At 53.6% G+C, this 20,721-nt stretch carries 19 protein-coding genes and 1 other annotated feature; of the genes, 10 read left to right on the plus strand and 9 right to left on the minus strand.

Annotation, left to right across the window (positions count from 1 at the left end; all coding sequences use genetic code 11):
• Together J1782_RS04160 and gndA are read left to right on the plus strand one after the other, a co-directional pair.
• Positions 1-209: hypothetical protein (locus J1782_RS04160; protein ID WP_217152481.1), on the plus strand; the 209-nt coding region annotated here is incomplete at its 5' end.
• Between the two features lie 264 nt (positions 210-473).
• Positions 474-1,883: an NADP-dependent phosphogluconate dehydrogenase gene (gene gndA / locus J1782_RS04165; protein WP_165057033.1), complete on the plus strand. Its 1,410-nt coding sequence runs from the start codon at positions 474-476 to the stop codon at positions 1,881-1,883.
• Between the two features lie 100 nt (positions 1,884-1,983).
• Here gndA and hisIE read toward each other — a convergent pair whose 3' ends face one another.
• From hisIE to hisG, 8 genes are read right to left on the minus strand one after another with little or no spacing between them, the layout of a single operon-like run.
• Positions 1,984-2,598 carry a bifunctional phosphoribosyl-AMP cyclohydrolase/phosphoribosyl-ATP diphosphatase HisIE gene (gene hisIE / locus J1782_RS04170; RefSeq protein WP_165058661.1) on the minus strand — a complete coding sequence of 205 codons (615 nt, stop codon included), beginning with the start codon at positions 2,596-2,598 and terminating at the stop codon, positions 1,984-1,986.
• A 23-nt stretch (positions 2,599-2,621) separates the two neighbouring features.
• Complete coding sequence (gene hisF, locus J1782_RS04175; protein WP_152325845.1) at positions 2,622-3,395, minus strand: imidazole glycerol phosphate synthase subunit HisF; 774 nt, start codon at positions 3,393-3,395, stop codon at positions 2,622-2,624.
• Positions 3,377-4,114, minus strand: coding sequence for a 1-(5-phosphoribosyl)-5-[(5-phosphoribosylamino)methylideneamino]imidazole-4-carboxamide isomerase (gene hisA / locus J1782_RS04180; RefSeq protein ID WP_217152482.1), 738 nt, complete (start codon positions 4,112-4,114; stop codon positions 3,377-3,379). Before hisA ends, hisF begins: the two co-directional genes overlap by 19 nt.
• Positions 4,115-4,119: 5 nt before the next feature.
• Complete coding sequence (gene hisH / locus J1782_RS04185) at positions 4,120-4,710, minus strand: imidazole glycerol phosphate synthase subunit HisH (protein WP_152325847.1); 591 nt, start codon at positions 4,708-4,710, stop codon at positions 4,120-4,122.
• The gene (gene hisB / locus J1782_RS04190) at positions 4,710-5,792 is read right to left on the minus strand and encodes a bifunctional histidinol-phosphatase/imidazoleglycerol-phosphate dehydratase HisB (RefSeq protein WP_152325848.1); all 1,083 of its coding nucleotides are present in this window, start codon (positions 5,790-5,792) and stop codon (positions 4,710-4,712) included. Before hisB ends, hisH begins: the two co-directional genes overlap by 1 nt.
• Positions 5,789-6,928 (minus strand): histidinol-phosphate transaminase, encoded by a 1,140-nt coding sequence (gene hisC, locus J1782_RS04195; RefSeq protein WP_217152483.1) that lies wholly within the window; start codon positions 6,926-6,928, stop codon positions 5,789-5,791. Before hisC ends, hisB begins: the two co-directional genes overlap by 4 nt.
• Positions 6,928-8,241, minus strand: a complete 1,314-nt coding sequence (hisD, locus tag J1782_RS04200) for a histidinol dehydrogenase (RefSeq protein WP_152325850.1) — start codon at positions 8,239-8,241, stop codon at positions 6,928-6,930. Before hisD ends, hisC begins: the two co-directional genes overlap by 1 nt.
• Positions 8,242-8,245: 4 nt before the next feature.
• Positions 8,246-9,145 (minus strand): ATP phosphoribosyltransferase, encoded by a 900-nt coding sequence (hisG, locus tag J1782_RS04205; RefSeq protein WP_101078671.1) that lies wholly within the window; start codon positions 9,143-9,145, stop codon positions 8,246-8,248.
• A 73-nt stretch (positions 9,146-9,218) separates the two neighbouring features.
• Positions 9,219-9,340: a sequence feature (His leader region), on the minus strand.
• Positions 9,341-9,658: 318 nt separating this feature from the next.
• Between hisG and J1782_RS04210 the strand changes: the two genes are divergently transcribed.
• The 7 genes from J1782_RS04210 to cheW all read left to right on the plus strand — a co-directional run bounded on the left by J1782_RS04210 (position 9,659) and on the right by cheW (position 17,512).
• On the plus strand, positions 9,659-10,483 hold the full coding sequence (locus J1782_RS04210; protein WP_152325851.1) for an SDR family oxidoreductase: 825 nt from the start codon (positions 9,659-9,661) through the stop codon (positions 10,481-10,483).
• A gap of 1,257 nt (positions 10,484-11,740) precedes the next feature.
• Entirely contained in the window at positions 11,741-12,085 is a 345-nt protein-coding gene (flhD, locus tag J1782_RS04215) for a flagellar transcriptional regulator FlhD (protein WP_120508226.1), read from the plus strand.
• A gap of 2 nt (positions 12,086-12,087) precedes the next feature.
• Positions 12,088-12,696 (plus strand): flagellar transcriptional regulator FlhC, encoded by a 609-nt coding sequence (flhC, locus tag J1782_RS04220; protein WP_101078668.1) that lies wholly within the window; start codon positions 12,088-12,090, stop codon positions 12,694-12,696.
• Positions 12,697-12,874: 178 nt separating this feature from the next.
• Complete coding sequence (motA, locus tag J1782_RS04225; RefSeq protein WP_152325852.1) at positions 12,875-13,765, plus strand: flagellar motor stator protein MotA; 891 nt, start codon at positions 12,875-12,877, stop codon at positions 13,763-13,765.
• Positions 13,762-14,880 carry a flagellar motor protein MotB gene (motB, locus tag J1782_RS04230; RefSeq protein WP_217152484.1) on the plus strand — a complete coding sequence of 373 codons (1,119 nt, stop codon included), beginning with the start codon at positions 13,762-13,764 and terminating at the stop codon, positions 14,878-14,880. Before motA ends, motB begins: the two co-directional genes overlap by 4 nt.
• Before the next feature lie 10 nt (positions 14,881-14,890).
• The gene (gene cheA, locus J1782_RS04235) at positions 14,891-16,930 is read left to right on the plus strand and encodes a chemotaxis protein CheA (protein ID WP_217152491.1); all 2,040 of its coding nucleotides are present in this window, start codon (positions 14,891-14,893) and stop codon (positions 16,928-16,930) included.
• Between the two features lie 84 nt (positions 16,931-17,014).
• Positions 17,015-17,512, plus strand: a complete 498-nt coding sequence (cheW, locus tag J1782_RS04240) for a chemotaxis protein CheW (protein ID WP_095922337.1) — start codon at positions 17,015-17,017, stop codon at positions 17,510-17,512.
• A 418-nt stretch (positions 17,513-17,930) separates the two neighbouring features.
• Here the strand turns inward: cheW and J1782_RS04245 are convergent, their stop codons facing one another.
• On the minus strand, positions 17,931-18,929 hold the full coding sequence (locus tag J1782_RS04245; RefSeq protein ID WP_217152485.1) for a helix-turn-helix domain-containing protein: 999 nt from the start codon (positions 18,927-18,929) through the stop codon (positions 17,931-17,933).
• Positions 18,930-19,043: 114 nt separating this feature from the next.
• On the opposite strand from J1782_RS04245, the gene J1782_RS04250 reads away from it, so the two are divergent.
• The gene (locus J1782_RS04250) at positions 19,044-20,516 is read left to right on the plus strand and encodes an MFS transporter (RefSeq protein WP_217152486.1); all 1,473 of its coding nucleotides are present in this window, start codon (positions 19,044-19,046) and stop codon (positions 20,514-20,516) included.
• Positions 20,517-20,721: the final 205 nt, after the last annotated feature.

The raw sequence follows: 20,721 nt of genomic DNA on the forward strand, positions 1-20,721 counted from the left end.
GTTTATCGGGTACATCATTTTATTGGTCGGAGTATTACAGAAATAAATTTGATAGCTTAAAATATGTTACTGACTGGTTATTTTTAAAATTAGGTGAACAAACTCTTGATGTCGAGGATTTCTTTAGAGAATCCAAGGTTTGCTTCCCTATTGATTTTGGTCGTGTAAATCGAGAAAAACATATTATGGCTGACTGGTTGTATGAATGATGCACTGATGTGAAAACAGAGCTCTTTTTCACCTGCATTCCCCACATGTTACCGGTAAAGTGAAGTCGGCCTCTGAGAAAGGCGAGGCTGGTGGTTGCCGGTATGTGCGATCAGAATATTGTTATGGCTGCAATAGGTTCACCCTTTGCCATTCTCATGTACAATGCTTGTGTTCATTTGTATAGCTCAGTGCAGTTAAACTCACTGTTAACAGGGGTTTAGACTAAAAACTGGGCGATCAACTATTTCAGACAGGAGTTGCTAATGTCCAAACAACAGATCGGCGTTGTCGGTATGGCGGTCATGGGCCGTAACCTCGCGCTTAACATCGAGAGCCGTGGTTATTCCGTTTCCATTTTTAACCGTTCTGGCGACAAGACTGACGAAGTCATCGCAGAGAATCCGGGTAAAAATCTGGTTCCGCACTACACCGTCGAAGAGTTTGTTGACTCGCTGGAAAAACCACGTCGTATCTTGCTGATGGTGAAAGCCGGTGAAGCAACTGACAAAACCATCGCATCCCTGACTCCGCACCTGGATAAAGGCGACATCCTGATCGATGGCGGCAACACCTACTATAAAGACACCATTCGCCGAAACCGCGAACTGTCTGAGCAGGGCTTCAATTTCATCGGTACCGGCGTGTCCGGCGGTGAAGAGGGCGCGCTTAAAGGCCCGTCAATCATGCCTGGCGGTCAGAAAGAAGCGTACGCACTGGTGGCGCCAATTCTTGAAAAAATCGCAGCACGTGCTGAAGATGGCGACGCCTGCGTCGCTTACATCGGCGCTGATGGCGCAGGTCATTACGTCAAGATGGTTCACAACGGTATCGAATACGGCGACATGCAGCTGATCGCAGAAGCCTATTCCCTGTTGAAACAGTCCCTGAACCTGAGCAACGAAGAGCTGGCAACCACCTTCGCTGAGTGGAACAAAGGCGAGCTGAGCAGCTACCTGATTGATATCACCAAAGACATTTTCACCAAGAAAGACGAAGAAGGTAAATACCTGGTCGACGTGATTCTGGATGAAGCGGCGAACAAAGGCACCGGTAAATGGACCAGCCAGAGCTCTCTGGATCTGGGCGAACCACTGACTCTGATCACTGAGTCTGTGTTTGCGCGTTATCTGTCTTCTCTGAAAGATCAGCGCGTTGCGGCTTCTAAAGTGCTGTCCGGCCCGGCTGTTAAACCTTTCACTGGCGACAAAGCTGAGTTCATCGAGAAAGTGCGTCGTGCTCTGTACCTGGGTAAACTCGTCTCTTACGCGCAGGGCTTCTCACAGCTTAAAGCGGCTTCTGACGAGAACAACTGGGATCTGAACTACGGCGAAATCGCGAAGATCTTCCGTGCTGGTTGTATTATCCGTGCTCAGTTCTTGCAGAAAATTACGGATGCTTACGCTGAAAACGCGTCCATTGCTAACCTGCTGCTTGCTCCGTACTTCAAAAACATCGCTGACGAATATCAGCAAGCGCTGCGTGATGTTGTGTCTTATGCTGTTCAGAACGGTATCCCGACACCAACGTTCTCTGCTGCGATCAACTACTACGACAGCTACCGTTCAGCGGTTCTGCCGGCTAACCTGATCCAGGCACAGCGTGACTATTTCGGTGCACATACTTACAAACGCACTGATAAAGATGGCGTATTCCATACCGAATGGTTGGATTAATTCGTTTAACGGTGTGCTGAAAAGCGCGCCGTTGCTTGCGTCATAAAAAAAGCCGCCAATGCATCAGCAAAGGCGGCTTTTTTACGTCTTAAAATTGACGTTATTTCTTATGACGCTGACGCAGGTTATCAATCACCGCACTCAGGTTCAAATCCTGATCCTGCAACAACACCAGCAGGTGATAGACCAAATCTGACGCTTCGTTTTTCAGCTCAAAGCGGTCGTTGACAGTGGCAGCAAGCGCGGTTTCCACACCTTCTTCACCGACTTTCTGTGCGATACGTTTGGTGCCGCTGGCATACAATTTGGCGGTGTAGGAGCTTTCCGGATCGGCGGTCTTACGCGAAGCCAGCAGCTCTTCCAGCTGATACAGAAATGCCCAGTCGGTTTCAGCAGGGTGGAAACAACTGTTGTTGCCTTTATGGCAGGTCGGACCCACCGGATTGACCAGCACCAGCAGCGTATCGTTATCGCAATCAGGCGTAATGCTGACCACGTTCAGATAATTTTCTGAGGTCTCACCTTTGGTCCACAAACGTTCTTTGGTGCGTGAATAGAACGTCACTTTGCCGCAAGATTGCGTAACGTTCAGGGCTTCCTGATTCATGTAACCGAGCATCAGCACTTCGCCAGACACTGCATGCTGGATGATTGCCGGCATCAGGTTATCGACTTTTTTCCAGTCGAGCTGGCTGATTTGTTCGCCGGTCAGCAGACCGGTTTTTACTTCCTGATTACTCACAGGCGGATCTCCACACCATTTTCAGCTAAATAGCTTTTCAGCTCGCCAATATTGATAATTTGTTTGTGGAACACCGATGCGGCCAGTGCGCCATCAACGCGTGCTTCGCGGAAAGCGTCGAGGAAGTGCGGCATTGTGCCCGCACCGCCGGAAGCGATGAGCGGAACATGGCAAACTTCGCGGATCATCTTCAGCTGTTCCAGATCGTATCCATTACGCACGCCGTCCTGATTCATCATGTTCAGCACGATTTCGCCCGCGCCGCGTTCCTGCACTTCCTTCACCCAGTCAATTGTCTGCCAGGTGGTCACTTTGGTGCGTGCTTCGTCGCCGGTAAACTGATGGACCTGATAAGTGCCAGTTGCCGCGTCGTGCCAGGTATCGATACCCACAACGATGCACTGTACACCATAACGGTCGGCGAGGCGGCTGATCAGCGTCGGGTTGGCGAGAGCAGGGGAGTTAATGGAGATTTTATCGGCGCCAAACTGCAAAATCTGCCCCGCATCTTCCAGGCTTTTGATCCCACCAGCGACACAAAACGGGATATCGATGACTTCTGCCACGCGCGACACCCAGCTTTTATCGACCACACGACCATCGCTGGAAGCGGTGATATCGTAAAACACCAGTTCGTCTGCGCCTTCTTCAGCATAACGCTTCGCTAATGGCACGATGTCACCGATGATTTCGTGATTGCGGAACTGCACGCCTTTTACGACCTGGCCGTCTTTAACGTCGAGGCAGGGAATTATCCGTTTTGCCAGCATGAAATTGCCTCCGTCACATTGAATTTACCGTCGAGTAATGCCCGCCCGACAATCACGCCTTTCACGCCGCTGTCACGCAGATTGGCGATGTCCTGCAATGAACCGATACCGCCGGAAGCCTGAAAAGCAACCTGCGGAAAACGCGCGGTCACTTCACGGTACAACTCAACGTTTGAACCTGCCAGCGTGCCGTCGCGGGAAATATCCGTGCACAAAACGTGTTTCAGGCCGAAAGGCAGAAACAGTTCCACGATCTCTTCAAGCGTGGAACTGGAATTTTCCTGCCAGCCGCTGACGGCAACGTTTTTAGTGCCATCGGCAGCAATGCGGACATCGAGCGCCAGAACCAGGGCGTCTGCACCGAAACGCTGGAACCAGCCCTGAACTTTCTGCGGCTCTTTAACCGCCGTCGAACCCACGACGACGCGGGTTGCACCGGCATTCAGCAAGGCTTCAATGTCCTGTTCGGTGCGGACACCGCCACCGACCTGAACCGGTACAGACACGCCCGCCAGCAATTTTGTCAGCAATGGGATCTGACGTGCCGCCGGATCTTTCGCGCCGGTTAAGTCAACCAGATGCAAAACTTCTGCACCTTGCTGCTGATAATCCTGCAAACGTGGAAGCGGATCGTTGCCATAATCACGCTGCTGGCCGTAATCGCCCTGATGCAAACGCACCACGCTGCCTTCGATCAAATCTAAAGCCGGGATAATCATCCTGTTTACATCTCCAGAAAGTTTTTCAGCAACTGTGCGCCCGCCGCACCGGAGCGTTCGGGGTGAAACTGCACACCGAAGAAGTTGTCTTTTTGCACTGCAGCACTGAAAGGCTCACCGTAAAGCGTCTGCGCGATCGTGTTTTCGCAAACCGGCATGGCGAATCCGTGGACGAAATAGAAGTATGCGTTTTCATCGATGCCACGGAATAAATGGCTGTCAGCGTTCGCTGTCACCTGATTCCAGCCCATATGCGGCAAAGGCAAACCGAGATCGGGCATACGGCGCACCGGCGTTTCAATGATCCCCAGCGTATCAATCCCGCCGTTTTCTTCACTGGAAGACGCCAGCAGTTGCATACCGAGACAAATCCCCAGCACCGGCTGTGTACAGGCTTTAATCAGCGCAATCAGTTCGCGCTGTTCGAGTTGTTCCATTGCCGCCTGTGCGGTGCCGACACCCGGTAAAAAGAGCTTATCTGCCTGCAAAACAATTTCCGGATCACGGCTCACCGTCGGTTCAAAACCCAGACGCTGAACCGCATATTTCACGGAAGAAAGGTTGGCACAGCCCGTATCAAGGATAACGACGTTCATCACAGCACTCCTTTCGAGCTCGGCAATGTATTGCCATCGACACGAATCGCCTGACGCAGCGTGCGCCCGAATGCCTTGAACAGGCTCTCGACGCGATGGTGATCGTTCTTACCTTTGGTGCGCAGGTGCAGGGTACAGGCCATTGCGTAGGACAGTGAACGGAAGAAGTGCTCGACCATTTCCGTGCTCAGATCGCCGACGCGCTGATAGTTAAACTCTGCCTTATATTCCAGGTGCGGGCGGCCGGAGATATCCAGTGCGCAGCGCGCCAGACATTCGTCCATCGGCAATACAAACCCGAAACGGCCAATGCCGCGTTTATCGCCCAGCGCCTTATTAATGGCTTCACCCAGCGCCAGCGCCGTGTCTTCAACGGTGTGGTGATCGTCGATATACAAATCACCTTTCACTTCGATGTTCATGCGGAAACCGCCATGGGTGGCAATCTGATCCAGCATGTGGTCGAAGAAGCCGACGCCGGTGCGGATCTTGCTTTCGCCTTCGCGATCCAGCCAGACATCCACGTCAATTGCGGTTTCACGGGTCACGCGGTTCACTTTGGCATGGCGGTCGCGTTTCGTCAGTTGCCCGGCAATATTGGCCCAGTTCAGCGTATCGCGCTGATAACGCAGCCCGGCGATACCCATATTGGCGGCGAGCTGGATGTCGGTATCACGGTCGCCAATCACATAACTGTTGGCGGTATCAATGACGCCGCTTTCCAGATATGCCTGCACCAGTTTGGTTTTAGGCTTGCGGCAGTCGCAGTGGTCCGCAGGCAGGTGCGGGCAAATCAGCACTTCATCGAAAACCACGCCCTGCGAAGTCAGGATTTGCATCATCAGATTGTGCGGTGGATCGAACGTTTCTTGTGGGAAACTGGCTGTGCCCAGACCGTCCTGATTGGTGATCATCACCAGCTTAAAGCCAGCGTTTTGCAGGGACAGCAGGGCCGGAATAACGCCGGGCTCCAGCGCCAGTTTATCCAGACGGTCGACCTGGAAATCTTCCGGCGGCTCAGAAATCAGGGTGCCGTCACGGTCAATAAAGAGCGTTTTTTGAAATTGTGGACTCTGGCTCACATGTGCTCCTTGCGGGGGCTATTTTGTTTTTCATTAATAGAGGCGGCACCGGCACCGGCACCGGGTAGCGCCTGCAATGCGGTAATGACGCGCTGGAGTTCTTCCCGGGTGCCGATAGTAATACGTAAGCAGCCGGAAAGCCCCGGTTGCTTATTCTGGTCACGCAAGATAATGCCCTGATCCCAGAGGTTTTTAAATGCTGCGGCAGATGCGGTAAAACGCGCCAATACATAGTTGGTATCGCTGGCAAAAACTGCTTCTACGCAGGCGCATTTCTCCAGCTCTTCCTGCAACCAGACGCGGTTTTCAGTCACTTCGGCCACACGCTGACGCATCAGCACCAGTCCTTCCGGGCTCAGTGCCTGTGCGGCGATATCTGCGACCGGCGTAGATATTGGATAAGGCGCGATCACTTTCATTAATAAGCCGATGACTTCGCTGTTCGCCAGCGTGAAGCCGCAGCGCAAGCCGGCAAGCGCAAAAGCTTTCGACAGCGTTCGCAAAATGGTGAGGTGCGGATATTCCTGCAACCAGCCGGAAACGCTCGCCTGCGGGCAGAATTCGATATACGCCTCGTCCACAGCAACAATCGCGCGGCCACGGGTCATTTCCAGTACGGCGCGGATTTCGTCCGGGTCAATGATATTGCCGGTCGGGTTATTCGGGCTGCACACGTAAACCAGCTTCACACCGTCCAGCGCGGCTTCGATCGCCGGAAGATCCAGAGACCAGTCGGCTTTTGCCGGAACCGTACGGCCTTCCACACCAATGGTTTCAGCACTGACGCTGTACATGCCATACGTCGGCGGACAATAAAGGATAGCGTCTTTGCCCGGTTCGCAGAATGCGCGGATCAAAAGCTCGATGCCTTCATCAGCGCCACGGCTGACCAGCACCTGTTCCGGATCCACACCGGCGTAAGCGGCGTAGCGGTTGATCACCCGTGCTGGCTGACATTCCGGATAACGGTTAAACGTCTGCTGCGTCAGTTCAAAATTTGGTGCGATGGCGTATTCATTGGCATTGAGCCACACATCACCGTTGCCACCCAGACGACGGGCGGACTGATAAGGCGTCAGTTCCTGCACGTTTTTACGGGCCAGCGCCTGAACGCTGAGATTCATTTCATTACTCATCAACGCGGCTCCTTCAGGGCATTTACACGCAGGGTGACTGCATTTTTGTGCGCAGTCAGTTGTTCAGCCTGTGCCAGTGTTTCAATCGTTTCCGCCAGCCCCAGCAACCCTTCCGGCGTTAACTGCTGTACGGTCATCCGTTTCTGGAAATCGGCCAGACCCAGGCTTGAACAGGTCGCGGTGTAGCCGTAAGTCGGTAAAACGTGGTTAGTGCCCGACGCATAATCGCCTGCGGATTCCGGTGACCAGTCGCCGAGGAAAACCGAACCGGCGCTGGTGATGCTATCGACCAACTGCTCAGGCTCGCGGGTTTGCAGAATCAGGTGTTCCGGCCCGTAGGCGTTGCTGATTTCGATACACTGCGCGAGATCTTTCGCGACAATCAGACGGCTACTTTCCAGCGCCTGACGCGCAATGTCGCTGCGCGATAACGTCGCCAGCTGGCGTTCAACCGCTTCGCCGACGGCCTGCGCCATTTTCACATCCGGCGTCAGTAAAATAACCTGGGAATCCGGGCCGTGTTCCGCCTGTGAAAGCAAATCAGACGCCACGAAATCCGGCGTTGCGCCGCTGTCGGCGATCACCAGCACTTCAGAAGGCCCGGCGGGCATATCGATCGCCGCGCCGTCCAGACTCTGGCTGACCTGACGTTTTGCTTCGGTCACATACGCATTGCCCGGCCCGAAGATTTTCGCCACGCGGGGCACACTTTCCGTGCCGAACGCCAGCGCCGCAATCGCCTGCGCGCCACCCAACTGATACACCTCTTCCACGCCACATAACTGTGCGGCATACAGAATTTCGTCGGCAACCGGCGGCGGTGAACAGAGCACCACTTTCTGGCAACCTGCGATACGCGCCGGTGTTGCTAACATTAATACGGTGGAGACCAGTGGTGCGGAACCACCCGGAATGTACAGTCCGACGGACTGAATCGGGCGGGTCAGTTGCTGACAACGGACACCCGGCTGCGTTTCGATATCCACCACGGCCAGTTTCTGTGCCTGATGGAAAGTATCGATGTTGCGCACTGCGTGCGCCATCGCCTGTTTAACATCATCGCCAAGACGCGCCGCGGCTGCTGAAATTTGCTCCGCGGTGACACGAAGATCCTGCACCTCAGTTTTATCAAAGCGGGCGCAAAACTCGCGCAGCGCACTGTCACCTTCACTGCGGACACGCCGCAGGATCTCGCTCACCGATTCAGTAATACGGTCGGAGGCAGAAATCGCCGGGCGGGTCAGCAGGTCGCGACGCTGCTGTGCGTCGCATTGCTGCCAGTCAATAGGCGTAGAGAACGCGTCAGGCTTCATGGCATTACTCCATCATTTTTTCGATTGGAAGAACCAGAATAGAGCTGGCGCCCAGCGCTTTCAGTTTCTCCATGGTTTCCCAGAACAGCGTTTCGCTGCTAACCATGTGCATGGCAACGCGTTGCTGATCGCCTGCAAGCGGTAAAATAGTCGGACGTTCAGCCCCCGGCAGCAGCGCGACAATTTCGTCCAGACGCTCGCTTGGCGCGTGCAACATAATGTATTTGGATTCGCGGGCCTGAATAACGCCCTGAATACGGGTCATCATTTTGTCGATCAGAAGCTGTTTTGCCTGTGGCATTTCGCCGTCGCGCTGAATAAGGCAGGCTTTGGAGCGGTAAATTACTTCAACTTCACGCAGGCCGTTGGCTTCGAGCGTCGCGCCGGTAGACACCAGATCGCAGATTGCGTCCGAAAGACCCGCACGCGGTGCCACTTCAACGGAGCCGTTCAGCAGGCAGGATTTGAAATCAACGCCTTTTTTATCGAGATACTGTTTGAGCAGGTGTGGGTAGGAGGTGGCGATACGAGCATTTTGCAGGCTTTGCGGACCGGTGTATTCAGTGTCCAGCGGCGTAGCCAGTGACAGACGGCAACCGCCGAAATCCAGACGACGCAGTGTGAAGTAACGCGGGTCTTCGCCCTGAGCGCGGCGGCTCAGCAGCTCTTCTTCGAGCACGTTCTCACCGATAATGCCCAGGTCAACTACGCCGTCCATCACCAGCCCAGGGATATCGTCATCACGAACACGCAAGATGTCGATCGGCATATTTTCGGCGAATGCGATCAGACGCTGTTCCTGCAGGTTGATTTTAATCCCGCAGCGGGCCAGCAGTTCGCGCGACTCATCGCTCAGGCGACCTGACTTCTGCATTGCTATCCGTAAACGTGTTTTATCCAGCATGATGACCTCAGTTTCTCAATTATTTATCGTAAATTCAGTTCGTCAGATTCTTTTACTTCAATTCCTTCGGCCATAAAAAAAGCCCCCGGAAGAAATCTTCCGGGGGCTCTCTCTGCGTTCTGCGCCACTGGAAGATCTAAACAGTCTCCCAGCACCAATCGCCTGAAAGACTAGTCAGGGTGATGGTGATGATGGTGGTTAATCAGAACGTTTGTCATGTCAGTGTCTCGTTTTGTTCATTCAGCGCCGCGTGATTCAAAACTGAATCATCCGCCACACGTATCAAATTCGTTGCCAATAAAACTAAACTATCGGGCGGCAACTGCGCAACCTTTTTTTCTTATGATGAGTTTTTCTTATCCGCAGCAGGGTTTTCATCAAATAAATGAATGATCTGCTAACAGGCGCTGAAAAATCATTACGCACCACCAAAGGGAAAAGGCGTATTTTGCTAGTATAAAGAGAGATATCTGCAACTGGTGAAATCATGCCAGAGAACAAACGGAGCGATGTATGAAAAAGATTTCGATTATCGGACTGGGCTGGCTGGGCATGCCGCTGGCAATGGCGCTGGCTTCAAAAGGGTACGACGTGGTCGGGAGCAAAACGACGCCCGACGGTGTCGATGCCGCCAGAATGATCGGCATTGAATGTTTCCCGCTGGTCTTCACGCCGGAAATGGAATGCGAATCGGACGATCTCGAAAAGTTGCTCAACGTCGATGCTTTAATCATCACGCTGCCTGCGCGCAGAACGGCGGAAGGCAGCGAACTCTATTTCCAGGCAGTACAACAGCTGACGGACAGCGCACTGGCGCATAACGTCCGGCGCATCATCTTTACCAGCTCGACGTCCGTTTACGGCGACCATGAAGGTGTGATGAAAGAAGACGCGCCGCTGCTGCCGGTTTCACGCAGCGGCATTGTACTGAAAGAGCTGGAAAACTGGTTCCACGGTTTACCGAATACGTCGGTCGATGTCCTGCGTCTGGCCGGGCTGGTGGGCGGCGATCGCCATCCGGGGCGATTCATGGCCGGAAAAACGCAGGTAAAAGGCGGTCAGCACGGCGTCAACCTGGTTCATCAGGATGACGTGGTCGCTGCCATCACCTTGCTGCTCAGCCTGCCAAAAGGTGGCCATACCTATAATCTCTGTGCGCCTTCGCATCCGGCAAAAGCCGAATTCTATCCGGCACTGGCGCGGCAGATGGGGCTGGTGCCTCCGACGTTTGCTGAAGAACCTTCAGCAGGGAAGGGCAAAATCGTCGATGGCGACCGGATCTGCAAAGAGCTGGGGTTCGAATATCAGCATACGGACCCACGAAACATGCCTTTTTAACGTACAAAACCTTATTCCATAATATTACGTTATGACCTGCCTGAAATTCAGGCAGGTTTTTTATTTGGTCTTTTATTGTTCAGTAACAACACCGCACCCTTGTCTGGTCAGATTATGTGCCGTGTATTATTAAATTTTTATTTCCCCCGCTAATTAGCCTGCTTAATAACAGGTTAATCTCCGTGACTATTCAAGAATCCTCTTAATAAATGCATTTAGCGATGTGCTTTATTCGCTTTTTACACGCACAAAGTGGCGCGGGATGCTGGTTGAGTAATAAAATTCCTATTCTTGAGCTTTCAATTTGCCATTGAGCGGCATAAACCACTTTTTTAAGCACAATCATTAAAGTTTTCCTGAAGAGATGCCGATACGTTTGTACGGCCTAAGTCCGCCGTCTCATTATTTCTTCTTATCAATCTAGTCTCATGACTGGATGTCTGCGCTCGCCTTGTAACAAATCCTTACAATCATTGTCTTTTTGCTTTTGAAATAGCGTGGTTGCTCACGTTTCCCCTACTTTTTGAACTAAATTTAACCAAAACTTTTAGGACTCGTTCCCCTGTAAGCCTTGTGGTGACTGGGTTGCGCAGAATTAGCACAATGATCACGCTATTGGAAATTTACAGCATAAAAAACTGGGTGAACTATTATTGATTGGTGTGTGTGCTAATCATTTGGCTTTAATTGGTCTTTGTACAAAATGATCTCAAAATGGCGAAAAAAGACAGCCACAGCCCCCTTTTTTAGACGCTTTTTTACTTTTGGTTTAAAACTGCGCAAATTTTTACGATAAATTGCACTTTTGGGGACAAAATAAGTTTTAAAAATGTGATGTGCGTCACACTTTATTCAAAATTCGGCAACGCCCAGATTGTATGTATAAAGGGAACGGGGTTAGAGTTGCGTCGTAGTAAGATTATTCCTAATAATGTATGTAAAAGCGTTTCACTGAATGAGACGCCATCACAGCAACGGACCCTGCCAGTACACCAAAACTGAAGTGTTTCACGATTACTTAGCAGTGCAATTGTCACAATTAATTTAGTTTACATCAGGAACAACTTTGTATTGGCGGTGAAGTAAATACCGCAGGATAAATCTATTTCCAACGTGAGATTTATTAATCAGCCAATGATCCAATTGTTTTGATAGTAAAAAATACTCCTGTCACGCCGGGTGAAACTCTTGCTGCATGGAATATGTCTATCAATCCGCCACCTTAAAAAAGTGGCATCGGTAATGGGGTAGAACAGAATGTCCGAATTGCTAAAGCACATATATGATATCAACCTGTCATATCTATTGTTGGCACAGCGCTTGATTAACGACGAAAAGGCCTCAGCGATGTTTCGCCTGGGGATTGATGACGTAATGGCAGAAACCCTGGGGCAACTGACGCTGCCACAGATGGTGAAGCTGGCTGAAACGAACCAGCTTTTATGTCAGTTCCGCTTTGACGACAGTAAGACAATTGAACGACTGACTCAGGAATCGCGTGTGGATGACTTACAACAAATCCACACCGGCATCCTGTTGTCCAGCCACCTGCTTAAAGGCCTGGCTGCGAAAGACAGCGGCGCGATGAAGAAAAGGGCGTAGCTATGTCAGGGAAAGATGCGTCAACCAAACCGGCAGAAAAAAGTATCGTCCAGGAAGCACGGGACATTCAGCTTGCCATGGAATTGATTACGCTGGGTGCCAGATTGCAGATGCTGGAAAGCGAAACGCAATTGAGTCGTGGCCGACTGATTAAACTGTACAAAGAATTGCGCGGCAGCCCGCCGCCAAAAGGGATGTTACCGTTCTCGACGGACTGGTTTATGACCTGGGAACAGAACATCCACTCTTCCATGTTTTACAACGCGTACTCGTTTCTCTTAAAGAGCGGACATTGTAATGGCGTGGAAGCCGTAATTAAGGCTTACCGTCTTTATCTGGAGCAATGTCCGGAACAGCCCGGCGAGGCGCCGATCCTTGCTCTGACCCGCGCATGGACGCTGGTCCGTTTTGTCGACAGCGGAATGCTGCAGCTCTCTGCCTGCAACTGCTGTGAAGGTTCATTCATTACCCATGCACACCAACCGCGCCACGGGTTTGTATGCAGTCTTTGCCAACCCCCATCCCGGGCAGTAAAAAAACGTAAACTTTCCCCGCAGGTTGCCGATATAACATCTCAAGAGCTGGACGAACAGGTCAAGCGCGCTGTCTGAGATTGTTAGGTTGCAGTATGTCGTCCGGAGCGGTGGTAGCACCGCTCATCATTTCCCCCTAACGTCTCCGCCATAATCTGGCCCCTTTTATGCACGTTTGAGCTGCGTAACATCGGGCAAGGTGGCACAGCCTCGCGCTTTTCCTCGCCCTAAAACCACATAGAATTAAGGATTCATCGTGCTAGTAATATTAGGTTACCTCGTGGTCATGGGCTCAGTGTTTGGCGGTTTCCTGCTCGTCGGCGGTGAACTGGGCGCATTATACCAACCCGCAGAATTACTCATTATCGGTGGTGCCGGCATTGGCGCCTTCTTCGTCGGTAACAACGGCAAAGCGATTAAATCCACTATGCGTGCCTTACCGCAGCTGTTTCGCGCGTCGAAATACAACAAAGCGTTGTATATGGATTTGATGGCGCTGCTGTACCGCCTGTTAGCCAAATCGCGCCAGCAGGGGATGCTGTCGCTGGAAAATGACATCGACAATCCGGCAGAAAGCGACATTTTTGCTAATTATCCCCGCATCCTTGCCGATAAGCATTTAGTCGAATACCTCACGGACTATTTGCGCCTGATGGTCAGCGGCAACATGAACGCCTTTGAAATCGAAGCACTGATGGATGAGGAAATCGAAACCTACGAGCATGAAAGTGAAGTCCCGGCAAACAGCCTGGCGCTGGTCGGCGATTCACTGCCTGCTTTCGGTATCGTGGCGGCGGTCATGGGGATCGTACATACCCTGGCAGCGGCGGATCGTCCGGCCGCAGAGCTCGGGGCACTGATTGCCCATGCGATGGTGGGGACTTTCCTCGGTATCCTTTTGGCCTACGGATTTATTTCCCCGCTGGCCAGCGTACTGCGACAAAAAAGCGCAGAAAACGCCAAAATGATGCAGTGCATCAAGGTGACTTTGCTGTCGAGTATCAACGGTTACGCGCCACAAATAGCCGTCGAATTTGGCCGTAAAACGCTTTACACCTCCGAACGACCTTCCTTCATCGAGCTGGAGGAACACGTTCGTCAGGTCAAATCACCGGGCCAGAAACAAACTGAAGAAGAAAAAGTATGAAGCATCAGAGCCATCCAATCGTTGTTGTACGCAAGAAAAAGAATAAGCACGGCGGAGGGCATCACGGTGGTTCGTGGAAGATTGCTTACGCTGACTTTATGACAGCGATGATGGCTTTCTTTCTGGTGATGTGGCTGATTTCGATCTCCAGCCCTAAAGAACTTGTGCAAATTGCCGAATACTTCCGTACGCCACTGGCGGTGGCCATTACCGGCGGGCCACGCAGCAGCGATGCCACCAGCCCGATCCCGGGTGGTGGCGCTGACCCGACGGTGCAGGACGGTGAAGTCCACAAAATGGATCAGTCGCAGGGCGAGAGCAAACGTGAGGCCGGAGATTTACAACGCCTGCAGCAGAAGCTGGAAGACATGCTGGCATCCGATCCGCGGCTTAAGGATTTACGTCCGCATCTGATGATTAACCTCACTGAGCAGGGTTTGCGTATTCAGATCATCGATAGCAAAAACCGCCCGATGTTCCAGCTTGGCAGCGCCATTGTTGAGCCTTACATGCGCGATATCCTGCGCGCTATCGGGCCGGTTCTGGACGATTTCCCGAACAAAATCAGCCTGGCCGGTCATACCGATGACATGCCGTATGCGCAGGGCGAACGTGGTTACAGCAACTGGGAATTATCGACCGATCGCGCCAACGCCTCGCGCCGTGAAATGATTATCGGCGGCCTGAGCGAAGGGAAGGTTCTGCGGGTGATGGGCATGGGTTCCACCATGCAGCTTAAAAATCATCCGGCCGGAGACGCGATAAACCGTCGCATCAGTATTTTAGTTCTCAATAAACACGCAGAAGAAGCGATTGAGCGGGAAAACAGTGAGGGCGAAGCGATCACAATCAATGACGCCGGTGAACTGCAAAGACAGGTCCCTGGACGTCAGACTGCCCCGGCACTCGCGCCGAAAATGAGCCCGGTTCCGGCCGTGCCAGCGACACCAGAATCATCAGCAGCACCAGTACAGGCACCATCAATACCCGGGATTACTACGCAGACGCCAGTGACACCATCGGCGGGCGCCCAACCTGCACCATCGGCTCCGGCCGCTGCGACGGTCACGGCACCTGCGACCACATCAACAAGCCGCGATTCACAGCAGAGGTGATCACGTGAGCATGGATATTACTGATTTTTATCAGACATTTTTTGATGAAGCAGACGAGTTGCTGGCGGACATGGAACAACATCTGTTGTTGCTTGATCCGCAAGCGCCCGATATTGAGCAGCTCAACGCGATTTTCCGCGCCGCGCACTCAATTAAGGGGGGCGCAGCGACCTTTGGATTTACGGTTTTGCAGGAAACGACTCACTTACTGGAAAACCTGCTCGACGGTGCTCGTCGTGCTGAAATGAGCCTGAGCACTGACATCATCAACCTGTTTCTGGAAACCAAAGACATTATGCAGGAGCAACTCGACGCCTATAAATCATCCCGGGATCCCGATGCAGACAGCTTTGAATACATCTGTGCAGCCCTGAGACAACTGGCCCTCGACGCGCAACAAGAGCGGGAGCCTGCTCCGGATCTTCACGTCGTCGAATCCGTCCCGGCGGCGAATGCCCCGGAAGCTGCACCGGCCGCACCTCCCGCACCTGCCGCAGGCAAAGGCGACCTGCGCGTACGCCTCTCCGGTCTGAAAGCCCAGGAAGTTCCGGTCATGCTGGAAGAACTGGGTAATCTTGGCGAAATTAAAGATCCGGTTCAGACCGCAGACAGCGTGGAAGCGACGCTGGTCACCACCGTGACCGAAGACGACATTATTGCTGTTCTGTGCTTCGTGCTCGAACCGGAACAAATCAGCTTCACACACGCCGCCGCCGCGGCACCAGCGGCTGTCGAAACGCCGGCCGCCGTGTCTGTCGTCGCTGAAGCTGCACCGGTTCCGGCCACGCCGCGTACTGCGCCGGTTCTGGCCGCTGTGCCGAACACCGAAGTGGCAAAAGCCCGTGCGCCAAAAGCGCCGGAATCCACCAGCATCCGCGTTGCGGTTGAAAAAGTGGATCAGCTCATCAACCTGGTAGGTGAACTGGTCATCACCCAGTCCATGCTGGCGCAGCGTTCTGACCTGCTGGATCCGGTGATCCACAGCGACCTGCTCAACAGCATGGGGCAGCTGGAACGCAACGCCCGTGATTTGCAGGAATCGGTGATGTCGATCCGTATGATGCCGATGGAATTCGTGTTCAGCCGCTTCCCGCGCCTGGTGCGTGATCTGGCGAGCAAGCTGAACAAGCAAATCGAACTGACGTTGCTGGGCAGCTCAACTGAACTCGATAAGAGCCTGATCGAACGCATTATTGACCCGTTAACGCACCTGGTGCGTAACAGCCTCGACCACGGTGTGGAAACGCCGGAAGTGCGTATCGCCAACGGCAAAGATGCGACCGGTAACCTGACGCTGTCCGCGGAGCATCAGGGCGGCAACATCTGCATCGAAGTGATTGATGACGGTGCCGGTCTTAACCGCGAACGTATTCTGGCGAAAGCCGCGTCGCAGGGCATGAACGTCAACGACAACATGAGTGACGAAGAAGTCGGCATGCTGATCTTTGCCGCCGGGTTCTCGACGGCAGAAAAAGTCACCGACGTTTCAGGCCGTGGCGTGGGCATGGACGTGGTGAAACGAAACATTCAGGAAATGGGCGGTCACGTTGAAATCCATTCCCAGCAAGGTAAAGGCACCACTATCCGCATCCTGCTGCCGCTGACGCTGGCGATCCTTGACGGCATGTCAGTGAAAGTCGGTGAAGAAGTCTTCATTCTGCCACTGAATGCGGTGATGGAATCGCTGCAACCGCTGTCGGAAGATTTACACCCGCTGGCCGGTGGCGAGCGTGTTCTGCAAGTGCGCGGCGAATATCTGCCGCTGGTCGAGCTTTATAACGTCTTCGATGTTAAAGACGCGAAAACTGAAGCGACGCAGGGCATCGTGGTGATTTTACAAAGTGCGGGGCGTCGCTACGCGTTGCTGGTTGATCAGCTGATTGGTCAGCATCAGGTGGTGGTGAAAAACCTGGAAAGCAACTATCGCAAAGTGCCGGGCATTTCTGCCGCCACCATTTTGGGCGACGGTAGTGTGGCCCTCATCGTGGATGTGTCTGCCTTGCAGTCGCTGAACCGCGATAAATTAGCAACAGGCGCAACCGCCGCATAACAAGCAAAGCTTCCGGCGACCTGAACCGTCGCCGGGTGTGAAGAACTCAGGCCGATTTAAAGATAAAAAGCAAAGGTGAACAACATGGCAGGACTTGCAACCGTGTCTAAAATTGCGGGCGAAACGGTAGGTCAGGAATTCCTGATCTTTACTTTAGGCGATGAAGAATACGGCATCGATATCCTGAAAGTGCAGGAAATCCGCGGCTACGACCAGGTAACCCGCATTGCCAACACCCCGGCATTTATTAAAGGCGTCACCAACCTGCGCGGCGTGATCGTGCCAATCCTCGACCTGCGGGTAAAGTTCGCGCAGGAAGACGTGATTTACAATGAAAACACCGTGGTGATCGTCCTGAACTTCGAAAACCGTGTGGTCGGGATTGTGGTTGATGGCGTTTCTGACGTGCTGTCGCTGAGCCAGGATCAAATCCGTCCGGCACCGGAATTCGCCGTAACCATGTCGACGGAGTACCTGACCGGTCTGGGGTCGCTCGGTGACCGTATGCTGATTCTGGTGGATATTGAGAAGCTGCTGAGTAGTGAAGAAATGGCACTGGTTGATTCGGTGACGAAGATCTAATCCTTTGAACGTCAAGGGCGTGGGCTCGCCGCCCACACTGGCCCAGAGACCCGCAATCGCGCGGGCCTCTGGACTCCACGCTCTTTTCACTGCGCGCTGCCGCAGGCACGACGGACATGTTCTGTCACCGCCGCGTGTGGCGCAAAATCTTGTCGCTTCGCGATGCCTTCTCTCGGTCTTCGAGCCATAGGTCTCGAAGCCGCTCCGTTCAGCAAGATTTTTGATCACGCCATTCCCGATCGAATAAAACCTTCGTTCTGATTCTTTTGCAAAATCCAATGCAGAAGGGTGTTGTCTTGCTCCTTCCCAGAGCCAGAGCCAGAGCCAGAGCCAGAGCCATAAGCCGGTTTTGTCCTGCTCCTTCCCCTGCGAAGGGGAAGTCTGGGATGGGGTATTAATGCCCTCTATTTGCCCGAACTCATCCCACCAGACTTCTTTCCAGAAACGTTTTACGCCATTTTGTTGGTGTGGTTCCCAGCCGCTGGCGGAAGTGATGGCGCAGGGTTTCCGGTGAGCCAAATCCTGCCTGTTCTGCGACACGGTCAATACTCAGACTGCCGTTTTCCAGCAGGGCACAGGCTTTCTCCAGCCTGACACCCAGCATCCATTCGCCCGGCGTGGTGCCGGTTGCATCATGGAAACGTCGTAAAAAGGTGCGGCGGCTCATCCCCGCTTGTATGGCGAGTTGCTCAATGACCAGCGGCGTATTGAGATGGCTGCGCAAATCATCCAGCAGAGGGGCGAGCGTTCTGGTCTGATAACGCGGCACCGGTTGCTGAATAAGCTGCGCCTGATTGCCCTCGCGCAGCGGCGGTGTCACCATCCGGCGCGCCGTGCGGTTTGCGACTTCAATACCGTAATCGCGGCGGATCAGATGCAGACACAAGTCAACGCCCGCCGCACCACCGGCGGAGGTGATGATGCTGCCTTCATCGACGTAAATCATACCGTGCTCAACCTGAACCTCAGGGAACCTTTGTGCCAGTACGTCGGTGCTGTTCCAGTGCGCGGTGGCGCGTTTGCCGTTGAGCAAACCGGCAGCGCCGAGCACAAAGCTGCCCGCGCAGATCGACACAATTCTCGTGCCGTTACGATGGGCATTTTGCAGTGCCGCAATCAGCCGGTCAGGTGCCGGTTCGTGAATGCTTCGCCAGCCGGGGATAACAATCGTGCCCGCGCCTTCGAGCAGCTCCAGCCCGCCATCCACCACTAAACGGACACCGCCCTGTGCGCCAAATGCGCCTTCCTCAACGGAGGCGACGGACAACTCGTACAACGGTTCGCCGGTCAGTTCATCGGCGCGGCCAAACGCCTCGACCGCTGTTCCAAATTCAAACGTGCATAAGCATTCGTAGGCGAGCAAAACCAGCCGCCGGTTTTGCGGCGCAGAAACGCGTGTTGCTTCGATTTTTTGCATAACAGGTCACCATCAGTTTGGCATGATCTTGACGATACATGGCATATCCGCTGATTTCCACTGCGCCGCCGATCTTCCATGCTGGACGCCTCTCAACGTTTGCAGGATTTACGCATGAAAAACACATTGGCACTGATGGCTGTGTGCCTCGCGGCCCTGATGTCAGGGCTGGAAATCTCCAGCGTACCGGTTATCTCGCCGGTTCTTGAAGCACAGCTGCACGCCAGTTTCCGCGAACTTCAGTGGATCATGAACGCGTACACGCTGGCCTGCACAACCGTGCTGATGGCAACCGGCACGCTGGCCGACCGTTTCGGACGCAAACGCGTTTTCATCATCAGTATCGCCGCGTTCGGGCTGACATCGCTGATGTGCGGATTATCCGGCAGCGCCGCGTGGCTGATTGCCGGACGTTTCCTTCAGGGCCTGAGCGGCGGCGCGATGCTGACGTGTCTCATCGCCATTCTTTCCACACAATTTCCGCAGGGCAAGGCGCGCAGCCAGGCATTCGCCGCGTGGGGGATTACCTTCGGTTTCGGGCTGGGGTTCGGGCCGATTATCGGCGCGCTTCTGGTGGCATGGCTGAGCTGGCAGTGGGTATTTCTGGTGCATTGTTTTATCGCGGTGATCACCTTGATTCTGGCGCTGAATAACGTGGTGGAATCCCGCGACGGGCAGGTCAAAAAACTCGATCTCGGCGGATTGCTGACGCTGTCGGTGACAGTGATGGGCGCAACGTATTTGATTACGCAGGGCAGCAGTCTGGGCTGGGAAAGCACGCTGGCGCGAAGCATTATTGCGGTAACGGCGCTGAGTGCGGTGCTGTTTGTCTGGACGGAGAAACGTCATCCGCACCCGATGTTTGATTTTTCGGTGTTCCGCATCCGGCCATTTTCCGGCGCGCTGATGGGGTCTGTGGGCATGAACTTCAGCTTCTGGCCGCTGATGATTTATCTGCCGGTTTATTACCAGAGCGGGCTGGGTTACAGCAGCGTTGCAACCGGGCTGGCGCTTCTTGCTTACACATTACCGACGTTGCTGATGCCGCCGTTGGGCGAAAAGCTGACCGCCAGATTCGGTGCAGCACGGCTGATCCCACTGGGTTTATTCACTATCGGCGCGGGGTTTATGCTGATGAATATCGCCGTCATAACGCACACCAGCCTGCTGCCGGGCGCACTGATTGCCGGTGCCGCGCTGGGCCTGACCAATACGCCGGTGACCAACACGACAACCGGTTCCGTCCCCGGCGACCGCGCAGGAATGGCGTCGGGCATTGATATCAGCGCGCGGCTTATCACGCTGGCAATCAACATCGCGCTGATGGGAAGCCTGCTGGTTACGGGCATCGCCGCCAGCCTGAAAGCATTGTTGCCCGCCGGAGAAAATTTACCGGCAATCGCCGAACACATCGCCGGTGGCAGCGAAGTTTCGCTGGCTGGCGGTATAGCGGCGCAGGCACTGACAGAAGGTTTTTCGGGCGTCTTACTGTACGGCGCGATTGGCGTGTGGATCCTGGCGCTGATGAGTTATTTATTGTTTAACGTGAGAGGGCGGGGCAAGACCGCATCCTGCGAGCCTTACTGACTTTCAAAACCCGCGTTGCAGACTGTGCAGCGCATCTTTGCGTAATGTCTTCCATTTGCTTGAAAAACAATTATTTTCTCTGCGCATCTTTTTACCCATTATGGCGTGATAGCCCTGCAGAAGGGGCTTTACGGATAAAGACGTGAGGCAAAATAATAATTTGATTAAGTACGACAACCGGCGTACATTGAGGCCACATGAGTTT

Origin of the sequence: Rahnella sp. BCC 1045, assembly GCF_019049615.1 — a bacterium.
GTDB lineage: Bacteria > Pseudomonadota > Gammaproteobacteria > Enterobacterales > Enterobacteriaceae > Rahnella > Rahnella contaminans.

Bases quoted from the DNA above. Each gene is read 5' to 3' on its own strand.
- hisD (WP_152325850.1), bottom strand. From the start codon at position 8,241: ATGAAGCCTGACGCGTTCTCTACGCCTATTGACTGGCAGCAATGCGAC.
- motB (WP_217152484.1), top strand. From the start codon at position 13,762: ATGAAGCATCAGAGCCATCCAATCGTTGTTGTACGCAAGAAAAAGAAT.
- J1782_RS04210 (WP_152325851.1), top strand. From the start codon at position 9,659: ATGAAAAAGATTTCGATTATCGGACTGGGCTGGCTGGGCATGCCGCTG.
- cheW (WP_095922337.1), top strand. From the start codon at position 17,015: ATGGCAGGACTTGCAACCGTGTCTAAAATTGCGGGCGAAACGGTAGGT.
- hisF (WP_152325845.1), bottom strand. From the start codon at position 3,395: ATGCTGGCAAAACGGATAATTCCCTGCCTCGACGTTAAAGACGGCCAG.
- flhC (WP_101078668.1), top strand. From the start codon at position 12,088: ATGTCAGGGAAAGATGCGTCAACCAAACCGGCAGAAAAAAGTATCGTC.
- hisH (WP_152325847.1), bottom strand. From the start codon at position 4,710: ATGAACGTCGTTATCCTTGATACGGGCTGTGCCAACCTTTCTTCCGTG.
- cheA (WP_217152491.1), top strand. From the start codon at position 14,891: ATGGATATTACTGATTTTTATCAGACATTTTTTGATGAAGCAGACGAG.
- hisA (WP_217152482.1), bottom strand. From the start codon at position 4,114: ATGATTATCCCGGCTTTAGATTTGATCGAAGGCAGCGTGGTGCGTTTG.
- J1782_RS04245 (WP_217152485.1), bottom strand. From the start codon at position 18,929: ATGCAAAAAATCGAAGCAACACGCGTTTCTGCGCCGCAAAACCGGCGG.
- J1782_RS04250 (WP_217152486.1), top strand. From the start codon at position 19,044: ATGAAAAACACATTGGCACTGATGGCTGTGTGCCTCGCGGCCCTGATG.
- gndA (WP_165057033.1), top strand. From the start codon at position 474: ATGTCCAAACAACAGATCGGCGTTGTCGGTATGGCGGTCATGGGCCGT.
- flhD (WP_120508226.1), top strand. From the start codon at position 11,741: ATGTCCGAATTGCTAAAGCACATATATGATATCAACCTGTCATATCTA.
- hisC (WP_217152483.1), bottom strand. From the start codon at position 6,928: ATGAGTAATGAAATGAATCTCAGCGTTCAGGCGCTGGCCCGTAAAAAC.
- hisG (WP_101078671.1), bottom strand. From the start codon at position 9,145: ATGCTGGATAAAACACGTTTACGGATAGCAATGCAGAAGTCAGGTCGC.